The following is an 18,486-nucleotide window of genomic DNA, read 5'->3' as shown; positions in this document are numbered from 1 at the left end:
CCCCAGACCGTCGCACCCCGCACGGGTGCGTGGATTGAAATTTTTACCTACTCGCACTATAAGTTTTGCGGATTTTGTCGCACCCCGCACGGGTGCGTGGATTGAAATTGCTCCCCTTTTCCCAGTCCAATGAGGTCTAGCGTCGCACCCCGCACGGGTGCGTGGATTGAAATGCTTTCTCAGGCGTAACCTCTATCGGCCAAAAACGGTCGCACCCCGCACGGGTGCGTGGATTGAAATAGCGGCGTTACGGCTGCAAGCGTGACGATTACCGTCGCACCCCGCACGGGTGCGTGGATTGAAATAGCTCGTACTCTTTGAATGAATGGGCGTACACGTCGCACCCCGCACGGGTGCGTGGATTGAAATAGGGACCGTACCGCGGATATGACGAAACAGTAAGCGTCGCACCCCGCACGGGTGCGTGGATTGAAATTTCAGCGCTTGACGAGGGTCGAAACCAAACTTGATGTCGCACCCCGCACGGGTGCGTGGATTGAAATCGTTATGCGCTGGTCGAGTCCGACACGATGGACCTGTCGCACCCCGCACGGGTGCGTGGATTGAAATCTCGTCGTACGCTGCCACCTCATACCCGTCCTTAGTCGCACCCCGCACGGGTGCGTGGATTGAAATAAGTCAAGACACTCGAAAAGTTGGGCATCCTCCCGGAGTCGCACCCCGCACGGGTGCGTGGATTGAAATCGAATTACTATACCGCATCGGGAATCAAAAATAATACGTCGCACCCCGCACGGGTGCGTGGATTGAAATAACTACTATGATTTTGATCCTAACAATCGCGTCGCCGAGTCGCACCCCGCACGGGTGCGTGGATTGAAATGGGTACCGGGCTTTTACGCGTGCTTGGCCCGGTAGGTAGTCGCACCCCGCACGGGTGCGTGGATTGAAATTTCATACGTATCAATTTTTTTTGGAACAAATGCGAATGTCGCACCCCGCACGGGTGCGTGAATTGAAATGAGCAGGATCGCGGCGCGCAGCTGGTACTCGCTGAGTCGCACCCCGCACGGGTGCGTGGATTGAAATTTCCCGCCGTATGCGTAAGCACCTGGCGAGCGTGTCGTACCCCGTACGGGTGCGTGGATTGAAATAGCGCTGGAGTTATTGGGGATACCGGAACTAGTGTAGTCGCATCCCAAGTTCTGGCTGAAAGGGCAGTATGTAGACATTCCCTTCATTTCGACCCTTTAACTTATCCTTACGATCAACTTTATCGGACACTAGGCATTCCTGAAGAGAAGGACTGGCGCTCTTGTTCGTTATTTCGGTCATAACGCAGATGGTTTAATTTACGAATGACAGGCATCATCTGTTCTACCGCGATATCCCGTTTGACCCGGACGTTTCGAATTTGTTGTCCATCCTCACCATGTAAGGACCGCTCTATTCGACTGAACTGAGCGATTTCCATACCCAACTCCAATCTTCATAGAATAACGGATAACCTTTTTATTGTTTTCGAGCCGCGCGGGGCTAACAACCGTGCGGTTTTTGTCATTTTGGGGCAAGAGGGGGCTGCGAGCAGTGTGCAAGCGGAAATTGTGTCAGGTCGAAGGCTCACAAGCATACGTTACCATAGCCAAGGTTATCGTATTAATTTTTGGCGGCTCCTTATGAATTCCACACTATTAAAGCCATAGACGAGTATTTTCGCCAAATTTCCCGGCACGACGATCTCAAATGGTTAATGGAACTGCTTCCCGGATATGCTGCATCGAAATGGGGAATATTTCAATATCACTTTAAACAAAACAGTGACTTTTGGATTATATTTGTTAATATTTTACTGGTCGTATAGTCCTACTTTAGATTAAAATAAGAAAAAAATGTAATATTTGGAGTAGTAGGAGGTATTAGTTTGAAGACGTGTAAGAAATGCGGAAATGAAGTGCTCGGAGATGATATTGTATTTTGCAGCAAGTGCGGAACGAAAATTTTAACTCATAAAGCTACAAGTCCGGTAAAGAGGAAGAAATTCGTTATTCTCAGCAGTGTTGGTATGGGCGTTCTCATTGTAATAGGGGTGACCTTGCTACTACTGAATACTCCTTCTGCTAAATTCAAAAATGCAGTTTTAGCGAATCAATATTCGGATGCTATTACCGTCTATAATCAAAAAATCAAGGGGAATTCGGAAAAGGAAAAGGAAGCAGAAAGCTTTATCCAAGAGGAATTGAATACAATCAATCAGGATTTCAAGACCAATAAAATCGATTATCAGAAAGCTACCACTGCATTAGACACCATCAAAAAATTAGAATTGCTTAAAGCGGACGTAGAAGCGGCAGTGAATAATATCAATAAACTTAATGATTCAAGAACTTCTTTTAAAAAAGGTCAGGAATTCATTGCTAATAAAAATCTAAAAGATGGAATAAGCGAGCTGAAAAAAGTAGTTACAGACGATGAGAATTATGCCAAGGCGCAAGAATTGATCTCTACCAATACACTTGAATATAAAGCCGCCTCCTTACAAGAAGCTGAGCAGTTATCCAGCAATACTGATTATGAAAAAGCAATCGGCATTTTAAGTGATACATTGGTTCTCTTGCCCAATGATTCGGATATTTCCGCCAAAAAAGCCAGTTATGAAAAATTGAATGAAGAAAAGAAAGCAATGGAACGAAAGAAGAAAATGGAAGAAACGAAAGCGAGTCAAGAAGTGGTTGTTGAAAAAGCAGGTATTATTGTTCAAGATAGCAGATATAAAGCATTGTATCCTGATATACTTCAAGTCATTGTCCGTAACAATTCCGATAAGACAGTAAAGAACATGAAGGTTTCATTTTTAGGTTATGATACAAACGGGTTACCAATTAAGATTAAATCGCAATTCAGTTTTACGGATGCCCCCTTTGAGTATGTTGGTAATGCTGAAAATGTTAATATTGTTTCCAAAGCGACTTTTGGAGAAGACAAAGGCTGGAGACTCGATGAATCTCATGGGATTAAAACGGTAATTTCATGTGTAAAAGAAGTGGAGTATTATGATGGTACTAAGTGGACAAATCCCTATTACGAATATTGGGTGGATGAATACAAAGAAAAACCTCTGCATTGAACGATCAACGGTTAGTGGGTTGTACTTGGTTAACACTATCTAAAAAAGAAGGATACCCGATTAACGAGTATCCTGTTTGCATCTGGTATTACATTATCTATAGTTTGGCCATGATGATAAAGCGTTCCGAGTTGGTTCTAATCCCTTTTTCCGTTTGATTCTCCTTAATAAATTGTCGGAGTATCTGGAAATCGATCTCAGTCCGTCCAAAGTCGGGAATAATGGGAGTGTGTTTTAGTAAAAAAATCAGATCTTCAGCTGTTTGGTAATATTCGATAACATTAAACTCAAATGACCGAATGTCGCTAAAGCCCGCTTCGCTTAGTTCAGTCATATATTGATGCTTTAATGTACCTGCCTTTGTTCCAAAAGCCTGTCCTCTTCCAAACGCTTCTTTTATATTCGATTTATCGTTTTCGCTTACTTGCTGAGTGAGGAATGAACCATCCTTCATTAATACTTTTGCGACTTCTTTAGCATAGAATTCCGAATTTCTGCACGAGACAACATTAAAAAAGTTATCAGGAAAATCCAAATTCTCAGCATTCATCTTTAGAAAGCGTACATTAGGTAAGCCTGATATAGCCCAATTTTTAGTTGCAGTTTCAATCATTCCCGTGGACTGGTCAATCCCAATCAGGAGTAGTGCAGAATCAGCGATCGATAAAATCGCTTCCCCGCCGCCAGTGCCAATGTCAAGCAATATATCCGATTTCTTGCAAACGCTCGTTACTTCACGATACAAATCCCATTTGGTCCCTTCAGAAACGCATTTCACATTGCTGAAATCCCAACCGTTTACTTTTCCGACTTTATTATAAAACTCTTTATATTCTAATGGATTCAATGTTATTCCACCTTCCAATGAGGATGAGAAGCAGACCGATATCATTCGATGTTCTTAGCTTCATGAAACCAAAAGGGCAGACTGCCCCCTTAGCGGCTGGTACGCGTTTTTTCCAGCCCGAAGACTAAATATCTCGAACGATACGGAAAGACATCCATTTCACCTCATTTGAAAGATTGTTTTAATTATATTCCGAAGAGGAGGGGCAATCAATAAGCAAAAACATTTTATGAATATGTTTCACTGAGCGTAGTGGATGGAAGAATTTTCTTGAATGGTTACTCAAAGTCAGCCCCTTCTATTGGAACATTCATTTACTTTAACGCGGAAGAGGATTGTAATGTTTATGGTTTGGCCGCGGGAATGCCGCAGTATCGTGGAGGATTTTTCCTGCTTTTCATTGTGGAAAATACATGCGCCGCGAAGCTGGACGCGAAAGCGAATGGGACTTGTAAGGCTGCTGACTCAGCCGCTAGATCGTGGTGCGAATGTGAAGCGAACATGAATTTCCCGGGGGATTCGCACCTGTGCGAAATCGAATGGTGCTATCGGATTATAACGATGCTTCTATATCTTATGGCTTATTCAGTAGATTGGGTGTATGATTAAACCAAATAAACCTTTTTCAGGGTTAATAATCCTTGAAAATCGGAGTCGCACCCTGCACGGGTGCGTGGATTGAAATGGTGAATCGGGTTAATAATGCGGATCAGAGCTTGCAAGTCGCACCCTGCACGGGTGCGTGGATTGAAATGTATGACGTTGTAACAATCGGTACCGAATTAATCCGTCGCACCCTGCACGGGTGCGTGGATTGAAATAAGGACAGGGTGATAGCGTCGTTCGGTATGGAATTGTCGCACCCTGCACGGGTGCGTGGATTGAAATTACATCCCCGAGCCGATCGGGGCTATTTTATTGCCGTCGCACCCTGCACGGGTGCGTGGATTGAAATGGTCAGCAGCGGATCGTAGCCGGTCATGTTGAGAAACGTCGCACCCTGCACGGGTGCGTGGATTGAAATTTCAAAGATGAAAGGGACACCTGTTATTGGATCTGTCGCACCCTGTACGGGTGCGTGGATTGAAATTCTATGACTAGTACTGAGTTAGGCAGATTATCTAAAGTCGCACCCTGCACGGGTGCGTGGATTGAAATGTGCCAATCAATAACGCCTCCGAGGATGTCCACAAAGTCGCACCCTGCACGGGTGCGTGGATTGAAATGCTCATACGCATTGAAAATATTTCCGAATGAAAGTCGCACCCTGCACGGGTGCGTGGATTGAAATACCTTTACAAGTGGCTAACGCTTTTAGTTGTTAAGGTCGCACCCTGCACGGGTGCGTGGATTGAAATTGCGGACTGGATGGAGTAACGATTATGCAAGCCGTCGCACCCCGCACGGATGCGCGGATTTAAATGGCGCCACTTTTTAATCTGAGCGTAACGTTAGACTGAGTTATGACAAGTATCATTGGACGAAGGACGCGGAGTTATTCTATAAAAATGAATTTAGCCGTGCTTTACCAATTTTGGAGAGAGACAAGGGAGGAAGAATCCTCGTCGGCTCCAGAGGAACTAGCCATTATAGCAAACCGCATATGGCAAAAGATATTTAACTCATTATTATTTGAAAATAATCCCCTCTACGGGTAACATCAACTTCGCCGTGGGAGGGGTTTTTTTATGTGCATTTCTTTTTCGTCCACTATAAATGTAAATATACGTAAAAAAGTCTGGGCCGTTCATCTCTCCAATCCGCACTTTCGCGGGAGATTTCTTGGTATATTTTACATTAACGTTATAAAGTAATAAGATTCTTGTTGGCTTCTTGACTTTGGCCCATTTGTGATATAGTAAATAGTAAATTGAAGACAGCATGAGAAGCGAAAGAGGTGGCTGTAGTGCGATATTTTCGAAACAGCATCAGGCGCAAGCTGGTCGTGTTACTGCTGGCGTCGACGATTGTGCCCATTGTGTTTTCCATTGTAGTCTCATACAGCTATACGAAAAACTCCCTCAAGCAGCAGGCAATAGAGCAAAATACGCGGCTGATCAACGAAACGAGAACCAATGTGCTGAATTACTTGGGGCTTGTTTCCAATTCCTCGTTATCCATTTATTCGACGGTTTCATTGGACAGTCTGCTGACGAGCGGGTTCACCGATTATCAGAACGATTCCTACCTTTTTACGATCATGCAAATCGTGTCCCGCTCTGTCAGTGATATTTACCAAGTGTACTTAAGCGTGAATGAAACGCAGCGCGCTTACTTGCTCCACCAAAACAATTTCAATCAGGGGGCCGTCCGATACCAGCCCGATCTGCCGGAAAATATGAAACCGTATACGTTATACACGGAATCTACCCACTTAAGCCACAATTATGGCATCGCCCAGTCGCTGCCGGTTACCCCGGAGCTGGTATTTACGATCCATCGCCCGATATTCCGTGTGCCCAGCAATGAACGGCTCGGGTTACTATCCATCGACATTCGGCTTGATGCGCTAAGCAAATTGTGTTCGCAGTTGTTTGATGCGGACCAACACGATTTGTATATTCTGGACGATTCGGGAAAAGTCGTTTATGCGGCGGATACCGCGGAAATCGGGAACATGCCTCAGGTGGACTGGATGAAGCGGATTGTCGGCAGCGAAGGCGACTCCGGGTACCTCGAATGGAACCAATCCGAGTTTTCCGGAATTATGGTATACAGCAAGATCAAGACTCCTTATTTGCATTGGACGATTGTGAAGCGTATCCCCGACTTTCGGCTGTACAAATACGCGCGCGATTTGACATGGATTAATATGATCGTGGCAACGTGCTTTCTGCTGGTCGCCATAGCCGCGACCCTGATCGTATCTTTGCAGCTGACCAAACCGCTCAAGCAGCTGATCTCTCATATTAGCAAAATTCAGGCAGGGCAGCTGGACGCTATGATGCCGATCGAACGTTCGGACGAGATTGGAATCGTGGCCAGACGGTTTCAGACGATGATGGATACGATCAACGATTTGTATTTGCGGGAATATCGGCTGAACCTGGCTAATAAAACGAATCAGCTAAACATGCTGCAGGCGCAGATCAACCCGCATTTTATCAACAACGCTTTGCAGTCGATCGGCCATTCCGCTCTGGAAAGCAATGCGCCTAAGGTGTATATGCTGGTTTCTTCGCTGGGGCAGATGATGCATTACAGCATGAACACGCAAGAAACGGTCGTACCGTTGTCAAGGGAACTGGAGCACGTCAAATATTACTGCGCATTGCAGATGCAAAGATTCGAAGACAAACTTCAGGTCTGCTTTGACATCCCCAAGGAGACGTTCAACATTTCCGTGCCGAAAATGATTGTGCAGCCCCTTGTCGAGAACTATTTCAAACATGGGTTCGACGGTCAAACCGAAGGGGGCGGCATGCTGAAGGTGGGAGCTCGGTTGGAGGAGAATTCGCTGATCTTGTGGGTGGAAGACAACGGGATCGGTGTATCGGATGCGCGTTTGGACGAGCTGCGCAAGCATTTGTTCCGTGTGGACCCGGGTGAAGAACGATGGGGGGACAGCATTGGACTGATCAACGTGCTGGAACGCCTCAGGTTGTATTACGGCGACCAAAGCATGATGGAGCTATCGGGAATCGAACCGCACGGTTTTAAAGTGCGATTGACCATACCTTTACAAGAAACGGGCGAGGGGGGACTATCATGAAAGTGCTTATTGTAGACGATGAAACGCATGTGCGCAGCACGATTCGTATGCTGGCCGATTGGAATGCTTTGCAGGTAGACGACATTCTGGAGGCGGATAACGGCGCGGAAGCGGTTCGCCTTATTATGGCGGAGCAGCCGCAGGTCGTACTTACGGATATTATGATGCCGCTTCGAAACGGGCTTGAACTGATGGAATGGATGGATTCTCACGCGCCGACGTGCAAAAAAATAGTGATCAGCGGATACAGCGATTTCGAATATGTGCGGCAGACGATGAAGTATGGCGGTACGGATTATTTGCTGAAGCCGATTGTGCCAAGCCAATTGCAGGAGGCTATGCAGAGGGCGGTTGACGCCTGGCGGGAAGAAGAACGCAAACGCCGTCAAGACCATACGTACAGCCAGGAGGCTGAGGCGCTCAAAGATCTGCGTCGCGACAAGCTGCTGTCCAATCTGATGGTGGAGCCGGGAGGATATGCGGGCGACGTTGCAGCGCTCCCGGAGCTATATCCGGCGCTTCGCCGTGCAAGCGCTTGCCGTGCCGCCGTGCTACGGTTCGAATTCATGGAACGCAACATTCGCGAACGGTACGGCTCAGATAAAGGCGCGCTTGTATTTGCGTTAATCGGCATCTGCAACGATACGCTGCATGCCGCCCGAATGGGTACCGCCTTCCGGAATTTGAACAGCAAACATGAGATCGGCATGCTGCTGTGGGGAAGTCTGGAGCAAACCGAAGCGGTCGTCTCCGGCATAAGCCGGGAAATCGCCCGCCGTCTGCAGACGTGCTTCGACATTGGCATCGGGCTGGCGCTGCCGTTTCCTAACGGCCTCCAGGAAGCGTATTCACAGGCGCGGAAGGCACTTCTTCAGCGCAATTTGCTGGACCGCCGGACAAGGCTCCATACATTTCGCAGAGAAGCGGAGATGCGGCTTGGAACGCTGCGTTTCGGCGAATTTGAGGAAAAAATCAGCCTGGCGTTAAAGAGCGGAAGAAGCGGGCAGCTGGCCGGCGCGCTGCAGGAATGGTTCAACGAGCTGAACCGAATGGAGACGATCTCCTTGCAGCAGTTGGAATTGTGGCAGGATGAATTCAACGTGTTAATGGTCCGCTGGACCGAAGCGTTTTTCCAGGAAGGCGAGTCCGGGCCGGAGCTGCCGCCGGAATCGATTCAATTCCGCTCGATTCCGATTGACGATGAGGGAACGTTCTCGCTGGTGTTGTTCCAGGAGCGGGTTTCCAACCATTTGCACGCGCTGCTGGAAACGTTCCTGATCATGAAAGCGCAAAGCGGGCATACGATGCATGATATTGCCAAGTATATCCAGGCCAATTACCAGAAAAATATTACGCTGCAGGATATCTCCGCGCAGTTTCATTTAAACCGGGAGTACATTTCCCGTAAATTCAAGATGGAGCTAAAGGAAAATGTCATTGATTACTTGAACCGAGTTCGGATTGATAAGGCCAAGATGCTGCTGCTCAACCCGCATGTCAAAATCGCCGAGGCGGCCCGGCAAGTCGGGTATCAGGATGAAAAATATTTCAGCAGGGTATTCAAAAAATGGGAGGGCCTGTCGCCAAAGGAATTCAGATCCCGACTGGAATAAGCTTGGTCCGCCTGCTCCGCACCAAGCCGAAGCAAAATTGTCCACCAATCTCAACAATTTTCTGTGTGGGAATAGCTCTTTAACGCCGCTATAATCGCACTATAACTTCATTGTGGAGAAAGGAGTGGCTTCAACGTGCGGAAATGGTTACTGACCAACTGGATGCAGGAAATCATTTTTTTGGGCCCGGCTGTGCTTGTGTATATGCTGATTATCGCCTTGCCGTTTGTGCTGAATGTGTATTATTCATTTACGAGCTGGAACGGCGTTTCGGGAAACATAAGCTGGGTAGGGCTGGATAATTTCATTTATGTGCTGAAGAAGGACGCCAATTTTGGACACGCTTTCTGGTTTACGGCCCGCTTTACTGTAGCGGTTGTCGCGCTGACCAATCTTGTCGGTTTTCTGCTTGCTTATGCGCTGACCCATGCTTTCAAAACCCGCAAGCTGTTGCGGACGGTTTTTTTCGTACCCAATGTGCTGGGGGGCTTGCTGCTCGGATTTATTTGGCAGTTCATCTTTGTGCAAGGCTTTGCCGCCATCGGCCGAATGACGCATAGCGCCTTTTTCGAATTGCCTTGGCTTGGCACGGAGAATACGGCATTCTGGGCGCTTGTCATCGTATTTTTGTGGCATGGAGCCGGATATGTGATGGTCATCTATATTGCCGGGCTGACCAATGTGCCTAAAGATATGATCGAAGCGGCGACCATCGACGGCGCGAATCGCTTGCAGGTGCTAAGAAGCATTATTTTGCCTCTAATTATGCCGATTACGACAGTATGTTTGTTCCTGACGATTTCATGGGCGTTTAAAATGTTCGACATTAATTTTTCGCTGACCAAAGGCGGCCCGTTTAATTCGACGGAGTCGGTAGCGATGAATATTTACAACGAAGCTTTCGTTAACAACAACTATGGCTTGGGTACGGCCAAGGCGCTCCTCTTTTTTGTGGCGGTGGCGGTAATTACCGCTTTGCAGGTGTCGATCACGAAGCGCAAGGAGGTCGATCTCTAATGAACTCGGAGACATATTCCTGGCGGATGGCGCTGGTCGAGCTGCTGCTGATTGCGGTCGCTTTGTTGTTTCTCGCTCCCTTTTATTTTGTTCTGGTGAACTCGCTTAAAGACTTTGCCGAGCTGCTGGTCAATGCGGCCAGTTGGCCGAAATCATGGAAATGGGACAATTTCACCCATGCCTGGAAAGTGCTGCGCTTCGCTACGACGCTGAAAAATTCCCTGCTCATTACTGTTTTCGGGAATATTGGGATAGTGCTGATGGCGGCGATGGCTTCTTACCGGCTCGTACGCAAGTCAGGTAAAATCCATCTTGTGCTTATGGGCATGTTTATGATGGCGATGGTCATCCCCTTTCAGGCGATCATGATTCCGCTGGTCAAGGTAGCTTCGTGGCTGCACCTGGTTAACAGCATTCCTGGAATCGTGATTTGTTATTGCGGCTTGGGCGTATCGTTTTCCATCTTTTTGTTCCAGGGCTTTGTCCGTTCCATTCCGCTGGAGATTGAGGAATCGGCCACTGTGGACGGTTGTTCGCCATATGGCGTATTTTGGCGCATCGTCTTTCCGCTGCTGAAGCCGATGACGGTAACCATTGTGCTGCTGAACAGCTTGTGGATGTGGAACGACTTTTTGCTGGCGCTGATTATGCTTCAGAACAAACAGCTGCATACGATTCAAATTGCTATCAACTCGTTATTCGGCGAGTACACGAATCAATGGGATCTCGCGCTCGCTGCACTTGTGATGAGCATGGCTCCGCTGATCGTCTTTTTCCTTTCCTTGCAGAAGCATATTATCGAGGGCATTACGGCCGGGGCGGTCAAAGGTTAACGGCGTATGTGAATCGGGACGCGGGGCGCAATCAATTCCATCCACCTGATTGGTCAAACCTATGAGTGTCCCGATGAACGGCCGTTCAAATATAATGAATATTGTAAAAAGTGCGACAATAAAAAAGGGAGGGTTTTTCGATGAAACGTATATTGACGACAGCTTCTGCAGTTCTTTTGCTCGCTTCCGTGACTGCCGGTTGCGCAAGCGGAGAGCAGAAGCCGGCCCAAGGAACGGGCGCAGAAAACGCAAGCCAGGCCAAAAAAGCTGTAACGATCAAGATTTTTCAGGGCAAGGTAGAAATTTCCGAAGCGTTAAACAAGCTCAAGGAGGAATATGAGAAGTCTCACCCCGGCGTAAAGCTGGATGTGGAGACCGTGATCGGAACCGACTACAACACAGCGCTCAAAACGAAGTTTGCCGCAGGAGAAATGCCGGACATCTTTAATAACGAAGGCTTCCGGCAGCTCGAAGTTTGGCAGGATCAGCTGGAAGATTTGTCCGATCAGCCTTGGGTGAAAGATGAGTACGATTTCGCCAAAAAACCGATGGTCAAGGACGGCAAGGTATACGGCATGCCGGTTGATATCGAAGGTTATGGCATCGTTTACAACAAGGATCTGTTTGCCAAAGCCGGAGTTACGACATTGCCGAAAACGCTGTCAGAATTGGAGCAAGTCAGCAAAAAGCTGCAGGACAGCGGCGTAACGCCGTTCGTCAACATGTTCCAGGTATGGTCGAGTCTCGGCAGACAGTTTTTTAACAATCCGGTGGCCAAGCAGCCCGATCCCGACGCATTCATTAAAGGGCTTAACGACGGTTCAGCCAAATTCTCCGGCAACCCGCTGTTTGCCGATGCGGTCAACATGCTGGACGTGATTGTGAAATACGGAAACAAAAATCAGATGACAACGGATTACAACAACCTGATTGCCACGTTCGGCAATGGCCAGGCGGCCATGATGCAAAGCGGGAACTGGACGCTTCCGCTGATCCAGAAGGTCAATCCGAACATTAACGTCGGCTTGATGCCGATGCCGATTAACGATGATGTCGCCTTAAACGACAAGGTGTTTGTGGACGTGCCGAACAACTGGGTCATCAGCAAAGATTCGAAGGTAAAAGCCGAAGCGAAGGAGTTTCTGAACTGGCTTGTCACATCGGATGTGGGCAGAAACTACATTACGAAGGAATTTAAGTTTATTCCCGCCTTTACGAGCTTCGAGGCCGATCCGGTATCGGTAGGGAGCACGGGCCAAGATGTGATGAAATATGTGAAGGATAACAAGGTTCTGGGCTGGCATTGGCCGAAATATCCGGACGGGGCCGCTCAGGAGATCGCTTCGACGCTGCAGAAATATGTCGGCAACAAGCTGAACCGCGACCAGCTGCTCAATGAAATACAGACGGTATGGGAAAGCAAAGCGAAGCAGAAGTAATCCGGCGGAACGGAAAACGGGAGAGAAACAGAAGAACAGGGAGGCTGGCGCATGAATCCGGTGACGGCAAAGATGAAGATAGGAATTATCGGCTGCGGCAATATTAGCACTATTTATTGTAAGGCCGGGAGCAAGTTTGACATCCTGGACATTGCCGCTTGCGCCGATCTGGATGTGGAGCGGGCTCGGGTCAAAGCCGAGCAGTTCGCTAGCCCCAAGGCGTGCTCCGTTGCGGAGCTGCTGGCCGACCCCGAGATTGAGCTGGTCGTGAATTTAACGGTGCCTCACGCCCATGCCGACATTCATTTGCAGGCGCTGCGGGCGGGCAAGCATACGTACGGCGAGAAGCCGCTGGCCGTCAGCCTGGAAGACGGTAAAGCCGTGCTGGCGCTTGCGCGGGACAAAGGGCTGCGCGTCGGGTCCGCGCCCGATACTTTCCTGGGCGGAGGGCTGCAGACATGCCGCAAGCTGATCGACGACGGCTGGATCGGCACGCCGGTGGCAGCTACTGCGTTTCTCATGAGCCACGGACCGGAAAGCTGGCATCCGAACCCGGATTTCCTGTACCAGGTCGGCGCGGGGCCGATGTTTGACATGGGGCCGTATTATTTGACCGCACTTGTCCATCTGCTGGGGCCGGTACGCCGGGTGACCGGTTCGGCGGCCGTAACCTTCCCCGAGCGAACGATTACGGGAGAAGTCGACTACGGGCGCAAAATTCCGGTGGAAACGCCGACCCACATCGCCGGCGTGCTTGATTTTCACAGCGGAGCCATCGGTACGATCATTACCAGCTTTGACGTTTGGGGCAGCAAGCTGCCCCGCATCGAAATATACGGCTCGGCCGGCACATTGGTCGTTCCCGATCCGAATACGTTCGGCGGCCCGATATATGTGAAGCGCCACGATCAGAGCGATTTTGCCGAAATTCCGGCGGCATTTGCCTTTAACGATAACAGCCGGGGCATCGGCGTGGCCGATATGGCCCATGCGATCCGCAGCGGCCGTATGCACCGGGCGAACGGGGAACTGGCGTACCACGTGCTGGAGCTGATGCACGGGTTTCATATCGCTTCTCGCGAAGGCCGGCATTATCTCGTCGAAAGCAGCTGCGCAAGGCCGGCTGCGCTGCCTATGGAGCTGCCGCTTAACGCACTGGATTAACCAACAAGAGTAAAAAGCAAAGCCGTTCCGGCTGTCTGAAGAGACGGCCCGAACGGCTTTGCTTTGTTGCGGAGGAGAGTTAGGCGTTCAAATAAATCGTTTGGCCAGTGGCGGCCGATTCGTAGATGGCTTCGAGAATTTCGCTGACGACCAGCGCTTGCTCCGGTTTGACGAACGGTTCGGTATCGTTCAGGATACACTCGATCCACAGGCGCGCCTCCATGTCGGCCGGCGTTTCATCTTTCTGCGCGCCGTAAAATACGACCGGAGCGGAATCGAAGCGGATTTTGTGATCGTACAGACGGCCGAGCCGCTCGCCGTTCAGGCGCAGGCTGTCATCCATGTCGGCCCCTGCCTTGGTGCCGCACAACACCGTTTTGGCTTCGCGAACATCGAGCGTATTTAACGCCCAGCTTGCTTCAAGGGTGATGGTGGCGCCGTTCTCCATCTTGATGAAACCGACAGCCGCATCCTCTACGGTAAATTTGTCAGGGTCCCACGAACCCCACAGGTTGGCGGCGTTTCGGGTGCCGCCGAGCTTGTGGAAGACAGAGCCGGTCACGCTGACAGGCTTGTAATTGTCCATCATCCACAGCGTCAAATCCAGCGCGTGCGTGCCGATATCGATCAGCGGGCCGCCGCCCTGCAGATCCTTCTCCAGGAAGACGCCCCATGTCGGCACCGCCCGGCGGCGAATCGCCAGCGCTTTCCCGTAATAAATGTCCCCGAGCTCGCCCATCTCGCACAACTGCTTCAAATATAAGCTGTCTTGACGATAGCGGTTCTGGTAACCGATCGTCAACTTTTTGCCGGTTCGCTTGGCGGCCTCCAGCATCCGCTTGGCGTCGGCCGAGGTGATTGCCATCGGCTTTTCGCACATGACGTGTTTGCCCGCCTCCAGCGCCGCCACCGTAATCTCGGCATGCGAGCTGTTGGGCGTGCAGACATGAACGACGTCGATAGCGCTTTCCTCCAGCAGCTTGCGGTAGTCGGAATACACTTTGGCCCCGTCTGCGCCGAACTGTTTGGCCGCTAGGGCCGCCTTATCTTCTTCCAAATCGCAGAAAGCTATGACCCGAGCCTGAGGCACCTTGGCCAAACTCGGCAAATGTTTGGAGGTGCCGATGCCTCCAAGGCCGATGATTCCGATGTTTACTTGATGTTGTGTCACGTTCATTACCTCCCGAGCAGCTTGGTCATTTGGGCAAAATTGATTTTGGCGCAATCGAATTGGTTCAGAGCGGAAAAGTCCTGCTCGATAAAAATGGTTTTGACGATGCCCATATCGCGTACGGTTTGAATAATGGCGGCGATGTCCATCACGCCGCTGCCGATTTCCGTGAACTGCTCGGGCGACGAAGTGCCCAGTTTTTTGTCGAGCGTAATGTCCGAGTCGACTCCGAACACATCAAACCAGTTGACCGGCAGTGCCGATGCGGGCATATCTTTTTGATGAACGAGGTCGCAGCGGTTGCCCAGGACGCGCAAATATTCGCACGGGTCGACGCCGCCCCGCAGCGCCCAATACGTGTCAAATTCAATTTTGACCAGAGCAGGGTCGGTATGCTGCAAAATAAGGTCCATGACATAAACGCCGTCGAACTTCTGGAACTCCTGAAAGTGGTTGTGGTAATAGAAGTCGAGACCGTGTTTTTGACATGTTTCGCCGCAGCGGTTGAGCTGATCGCTGAAATCGAGTACGGCTTGTTTGTTTTTGAACATATGCATGGAGATGGAGGCCGCCGGCATGCCGATTTCCTGGGCGAAAGGAATCAAATAATCCCAGTTGACGCTTTCGATCGGGAACATTTGGGCGTTCAATGCCTTCATGTTAAGACGGTCGAGGCATCGCTTCAGCTCCGGCGCCCGCAATCCGTATACGCTGTAGCCGCCGACGCCTTCGGCGTCCGAATAATGGATGGCCAGCTCCAAATTCGAGTATCCGAGCTCGGCTACTTTTTCCAAAGCTCCCACGGGGTCTTTCATCAATTCGTGTCTGACGGTATAAAGCTGCAATCCAAGCTCTAAGCTCATAGCAGAACATCCTTTCATACGATGGTATCGATTACGAGATGATTATAAAACGAGCTTCCGGCCGGGGACACTCATAGGTTTGACTTATGTGGTGGACGTAATTGCACCTAAGCAAAATCGTCCACCAATTTCGGCAATTTTCTGTGTGGGCACGGGGAGAAGGCGCAGCTATAATCACAATGAAACAAATCCAACGTAACAGCCGGGGTGAGAGCGATGCGAGCGATTGATTTGAATTGCGATATGGGAGAAAGCTTTGGCGTGTATAAGCTGGGAGCGGACGAGGAAGCGATGCGCTGGATCACTTCAGCCAACATCGCCTGCGGGTTTCATGCGGGCGATCCGGACATCATGGACCGGACGGTTGGCCTTGCGGCGGAGCACGGCGTCTGCATCGGCGTTCATATGGGGTACCCCGATTTGGCTGGATTCGGACGCAGAGCTATGCGTTTGTCCCTTGAGGAATTGACGAATTGCTGCATCTATCAGATCGGAGCGCTTGAGGCGTTCTGCCGCAAGCACGGCACGGCCATTCGGCATGTCAAGCCTCACGGCAGCATGAGCAATATGGCCGACACGGACGATGCGGTGGCGGAAGCGATCGTTGAGGCGGTTATACTGACGACTCCGCGAACAGCTCTTCTCGCTCGGCCGGGGAGCAAGCTGGGTAAGGTCGCAATAGAGCGCGGCCTTCCCGTTATTTCGGAGCTGTATGCCGATCGCGCTTATTGCGCGGACGGGACATTGGCGCCGAGAAGTTTGCCGGGGGCCGTGCTGCACGATCCGGAGGAAGCGGCGCAGCAGGCGGTGCGGATGATCGTGGAAGGCTGGACGAAGACGTTAGGCGGCCAGCGGTTGAATATTCATGGAGACAGCTTATGCGTGCACGGGGATACGAAAGGAGCGCTGGATTTGATCCTGCGCATTAGGGCCGGGCTGGAGAAGGCAGGGATTCGCATTGAGCGGCGCTGAACGGTGGGACCCGCAATATGAGCCGCTGGGCGATTCGGCGGTTGTCATCCGGCTCGGCGACAAGATTGATACGGTCGTACACCGCCGGGTGAAAGCGCTAACGGCTTATTTGCATGCATGTCCGTTTCCCGGGATGATCGAATGCGTCCCTTCTTTCGTCAGTGTTGCCGTATATTATGACCCTGTGCAAGTGTTGGCTAAGCAAAAGGAGAGGCGGTGCGGATGGACGACGCTATTTCAAACCGTATGCGGCTTGCTGGCCGAGCTTATCGAACGGATACGGGAGGAGGAAGCCGAGCCCGAGGCGCCGAGAATAGTCAGAGTACCGGTGTATTACGGCGGGGAGACGGGACCCGATCTTGACGATGTGGCGCGGCATTGCGGACTAGAGGCAGAGGAAGTCATCCGGCTGCATAGCGGTGGAACCTACACCGTGTATATGATCGGGTTTGCTCCCGGATTTCCCTATTTGGGAGGCATGCCGGAGCGGATCGCCGCACCGCGGCGTCACACCCCGCGGCCGTTGGTGCCTGCCGGTTCTGTGGGAATCGCTGGCGCGCAAACGGGCGTTTACTCCGTAGCGACGCCGGGAGGCTGGCAAATTATCGGACGCACGCCGCTGCGCTTGTTTCGCCCGGAAGCCGATCCTCCGAGCTTCTTGCGGGCGGGGGATGTCGTGCGTTTTTATCCGATCTCCTTGAAGCAATACGAGGAATTCATCGAAGAAGGGTTGGGGGAACGATGAGCTTAAAGCTGATTCATCCCGGTCTGCTAACGACCGTTCAGGATCTCGGACGCACGGGCTATCAGCAATACGGCGTTGTCGTCAGTGGCGCGATGGACCGGCTATCGCTGCGCATCGCCAATATGTTGGTCGGCAACCGGGAGGATGAGGCGGCGCTGGAGATCACGCTGCGCGGGCCGGAGCTGGCGGTGCAGCAAGATACGCTGCTGGCGATTTGCGGCGCGGACTTGTCGCCGACAGTGGATGGCATTGCGTTGCCGCAATGGCGGCCGGTGCTCGTCGGAACAGGCGGCGTTGTCCGATTCGGCCCCTGCAGATCGGGGTGCCGGGCTTATGTGGCCGTTGCGGGCGGCATCGACGTACCGCAGGTACTTGGCAGCCGGAGCACGTACTTGCGGGGCGGGCTGGGCGGCTTCGAAGGGAGAATGCTTAAGGCCGGGGATGTTGTCAAGCAGGGGCCGGCGGGAGAAAGGTCCGCGCGGCTCGCGAAGCGGCTTACCGAACGCCTTACACCCGATAGGCCGTTCCAAGCTGCCGCTTGGCACATCCATCCCCCGCATATGGCGGCCGTCAGCGAGCCGCTTGGCGTACGGGTGACGCCGGGGGCGCAGCTTGGGCGCTTGGACCAAGACAGCCGGAAGCGGCTGTTCGGGTCTGTATTCGAGGTGAGCCCCCAATCCGACCGAATGGGCTACCGCTTGCAAGGGGCCGCCTTGCGGCAAACGTCTACTGAAGAATTGTTATCCGAAGCGGTGCCGCCGGGAACCGTACAGCTGCCTTCCGACGGGAGCCCGATCATTTTGCTGGCAGACCGGCAAACGACGGGCGGGTATCCGCGAATCGCGCATGTCGTTTCCGCCGATCTTCCGGCGTTAGGCCAAGCGAAGCCGGGAGACAAGCTGCGTTTCCGGCCGGTTACGCTGGAGCAGGCGGAGCGGCTTTATTTGCTGCAGGAACGCGAAATGGCGCAAATCCGGATGGGCATCCGACTGAAACTACAAAATAAAATGGACAAGGAGATGTAA

General features: G+C 51.2%; 13 protein-coding genes and 2 CRISPR repeat arrays (1 of these 15 only partly in view). Of the genes, 10 read left to right on the top strand and 3 right to left on the bottom strand.

Annotation, left to right across the window (positions count from 1 at the left end; all coding sequences use genetic code 11):
• Positions 1-1,115: a CRISPR direct-repeat array (repeat unit 32 nt; unit sequence GTCGCACCCCGCACGGGTGCGTGGATTGAAAT) (it extends 1,255 nt beyond the left edge of the window).
• 767 nt (positions 1,116-1,882) lie between these two features.
• On the top strand, positions 1,883-3,085 hold the full coding sequence (locus N0M98_RS13605) for a DUF5780 domain-containing protein (RefSeq protein WP_259618197.1): 1,203 nt from the start codon (positions 1,883-1,885) through the stop codon (positions 3,083-3,085).
• Positions 3,086-3,182: 97 nt separating this feature from the next.
• Here the strand turns inward: N0M98_RS13605 and N0M98_RS13600 are convergent, their stop codons facing one another.
• Positions 3,183-3,932, bottom strand: coding sequence for a class I SAM-dependent methyltransferase (locus tag N0M98_RS13600; RefSeq protein ID WP_249861049.1), 750 nt, complete (start codon positions 3,930-3,932; stop codon positions 3,183-3,185).
• Between the two features lie 653 nt (positions 3,933-4,585).
• Positions 4,586-5,355: a CRISPR direct-repeat array (repeat unit 32 nt; unit sequence GTCGCACCCTGCACGGGTGCGTGGATTGAAAT).
• 483 nt (positions 5,356-5,838) lie between these two features.
• On the opposite strand from N0M98_RS13600, the gene N0M98_RS13595 reads away from it, so the two are divergent.
• From N0M98_RS13595 to N0M98_RS13570, 6 genes are all read left to right on the top strand, one after another.
• A complete protein-coding gene (locus N0M98_RS13595; RefSeq protein WP_259618196.1) occupies positions 5,839-7,644 on the top strand; it encodes a sensor histidine kinase in 1,806 nt (601 codons plus the stop codon).
• The gene (locus N0M98_RS13590; protein ID WP_259618195.1) at positions 7,641-9,257 is read left to right on the top strand and encodes a response regulator; all 1,617 of its coding nucleotides are present in this window, start codon (positions 7,641-7,643) and stop codon (positions 9,255-9,257) included. The genes N0M98_RS13595 and N0M98_RS13590 overlap by 4 nt, the downstream gene beginning before the upstream one ends.
• A gap of 135 nt (positions 9,258-9,392) precedes the next feature.
• Entirely contained in the window at positions 9,393-10,274 is an 882-nt protein-coding gene (locus N0M98_RS13585) for a carbohydrate ABC transporter permease (RefSeq protein ID WP_375295482.1), read from the top strand.
• Complete coding sequence (locus N0M98_RS13580; protein WP_249861052.1) at positions 10,274-11,107, top strand: carbohydrate ABC transporter permease; 834 nt, start codon at positions 10,274-10,276, stop codon at positions 11,105-11,107. The genes N0M98_RS13585 and N0M98_RS13580 overlap by 1 nt, the downstream gene beginning before the upstream one ends.
• 140 nt (positions 11,108-11,247) lie before the next feature.
• Positions 11,248-12,546 (top strand): ABC transporter substrate-binding protein, encoded by a 1,299-nt coding sequence (locus tag N0M98_RS13575; RefSeq protein WP_259618194.1) that lies wholly within the window; start codon positions 11,248-11,250, stop codon positions 12,544-12,546.
• Positions 12,547-12,597: 51 nt separating this feature from the next.
• Positions 12,598-13,710: a Gfo/Idh/MocA family protein gene (locus tag N0M98_RS13570; protein WP_249861054.1), complete on the top strand. Its 1,113-nt coding sequence runs from the start codon at positions 12,598-12,600 to the stop codon at positions 13,708-13,710.
• Positions 13,711-13,789: 79 nt separating this feature from the next.
• Here the strand turns inward: N0M98_RS13570 and N0M98_RS13565 are convergent, their stop codons facing one another.
• The gene (locus N0M98_RS13565) at positions 13,790-14,887 is read right to left on the bottom strand and encodes a Gfo/Idh/MocA family protein (RefSeq protein WP_259618193.1); all 1,098 of its coding nucleotides are present in this window, start codon (positions 14,885-14,887) and stop codon (positions 13,790-13,792) included.
• Positions 14,887-15,744 (bottom strand): sugar phosphate isomerase/epimerase family protein, encoded by an 858-nt coding sequence (locus N0M98_RS13560; RefSeq protein ID WP_249861056.1) that lies wholly within the window; start codon positions 15,742-15,744, stop codon positions 14,887-14,889. Before N0M98_RS13560 ends, N0M98_RS13565 begins: the two co-directional genes overlap by 1 nt.
• A gap of 216 nt (positions 15,745-15,960) precedes the next feature.
• On the opposite strand from N0M98_RS13560, the gene N0M98_RS13555 reads away from it, so the two are divergent.
• Genes N0M98_RS13555 through N0M98_RS13545 form a run of 3 tightly spaced genes read left to right on the top strand, consistent with a single transcriptional unit; the run spans position 15,961 to position 18,486 of the window.
• Positions 15,961-16,716 carry a LamB/YcsF family protein gene (locus N0M98_RS13555; RefSeq protein ID WP_259618192.1) on the top strand — a complete coding sequence of 252 codons (756 nt, stop codon included), beginning with the start codon at positions 15,961-15,963 and terminating at the stop codon, positions 16,714-16,716.
• Positions 16,703-17,461: a 5-oxoprolinase subunit PxpB gene (pxpB, locus tag N0M98_RS13550; RefSeq protein WP_249861058.1), complete on the top strand. Its 759-nt coding sequence runs from the start codon at positions 16,703-16,705 to the stop codon at positions 17,459-17,461. Before N0M98_RS13555 ends, pxpB begins: the two co-directional genes overlap by 14 nt.
• Positions 17,458-18,486, top strand: a complete 1,029-nt coding sequence (locus N0M98_RS13545; protein ID WP_249861059.1) for a 5-oxoprolinase subunit C family protein — start codon at positions 17,458-17,460, stop codon at positions 18,484-18,486. The genes pxpB and N0M98_RS13545 overlap by 4 nt, the downstream gene beginning before the upstream one ends.

The sequence above is a fragment of the Paenibacillus doosanensis genome, assembly GCF_025060755.1.
Classification (GTDB): Bacteria; Bacillota; Bacilli; order Paenibacillales; family NBRC-103111; genus Paenibacillus_S; species Paenibacillus_S doosanensis.
The sequence above is the reverse complement of the archived record's forward strand: the minus strand, read 5'-3'. Positions and strand labels throughout refer to the sequence as shown.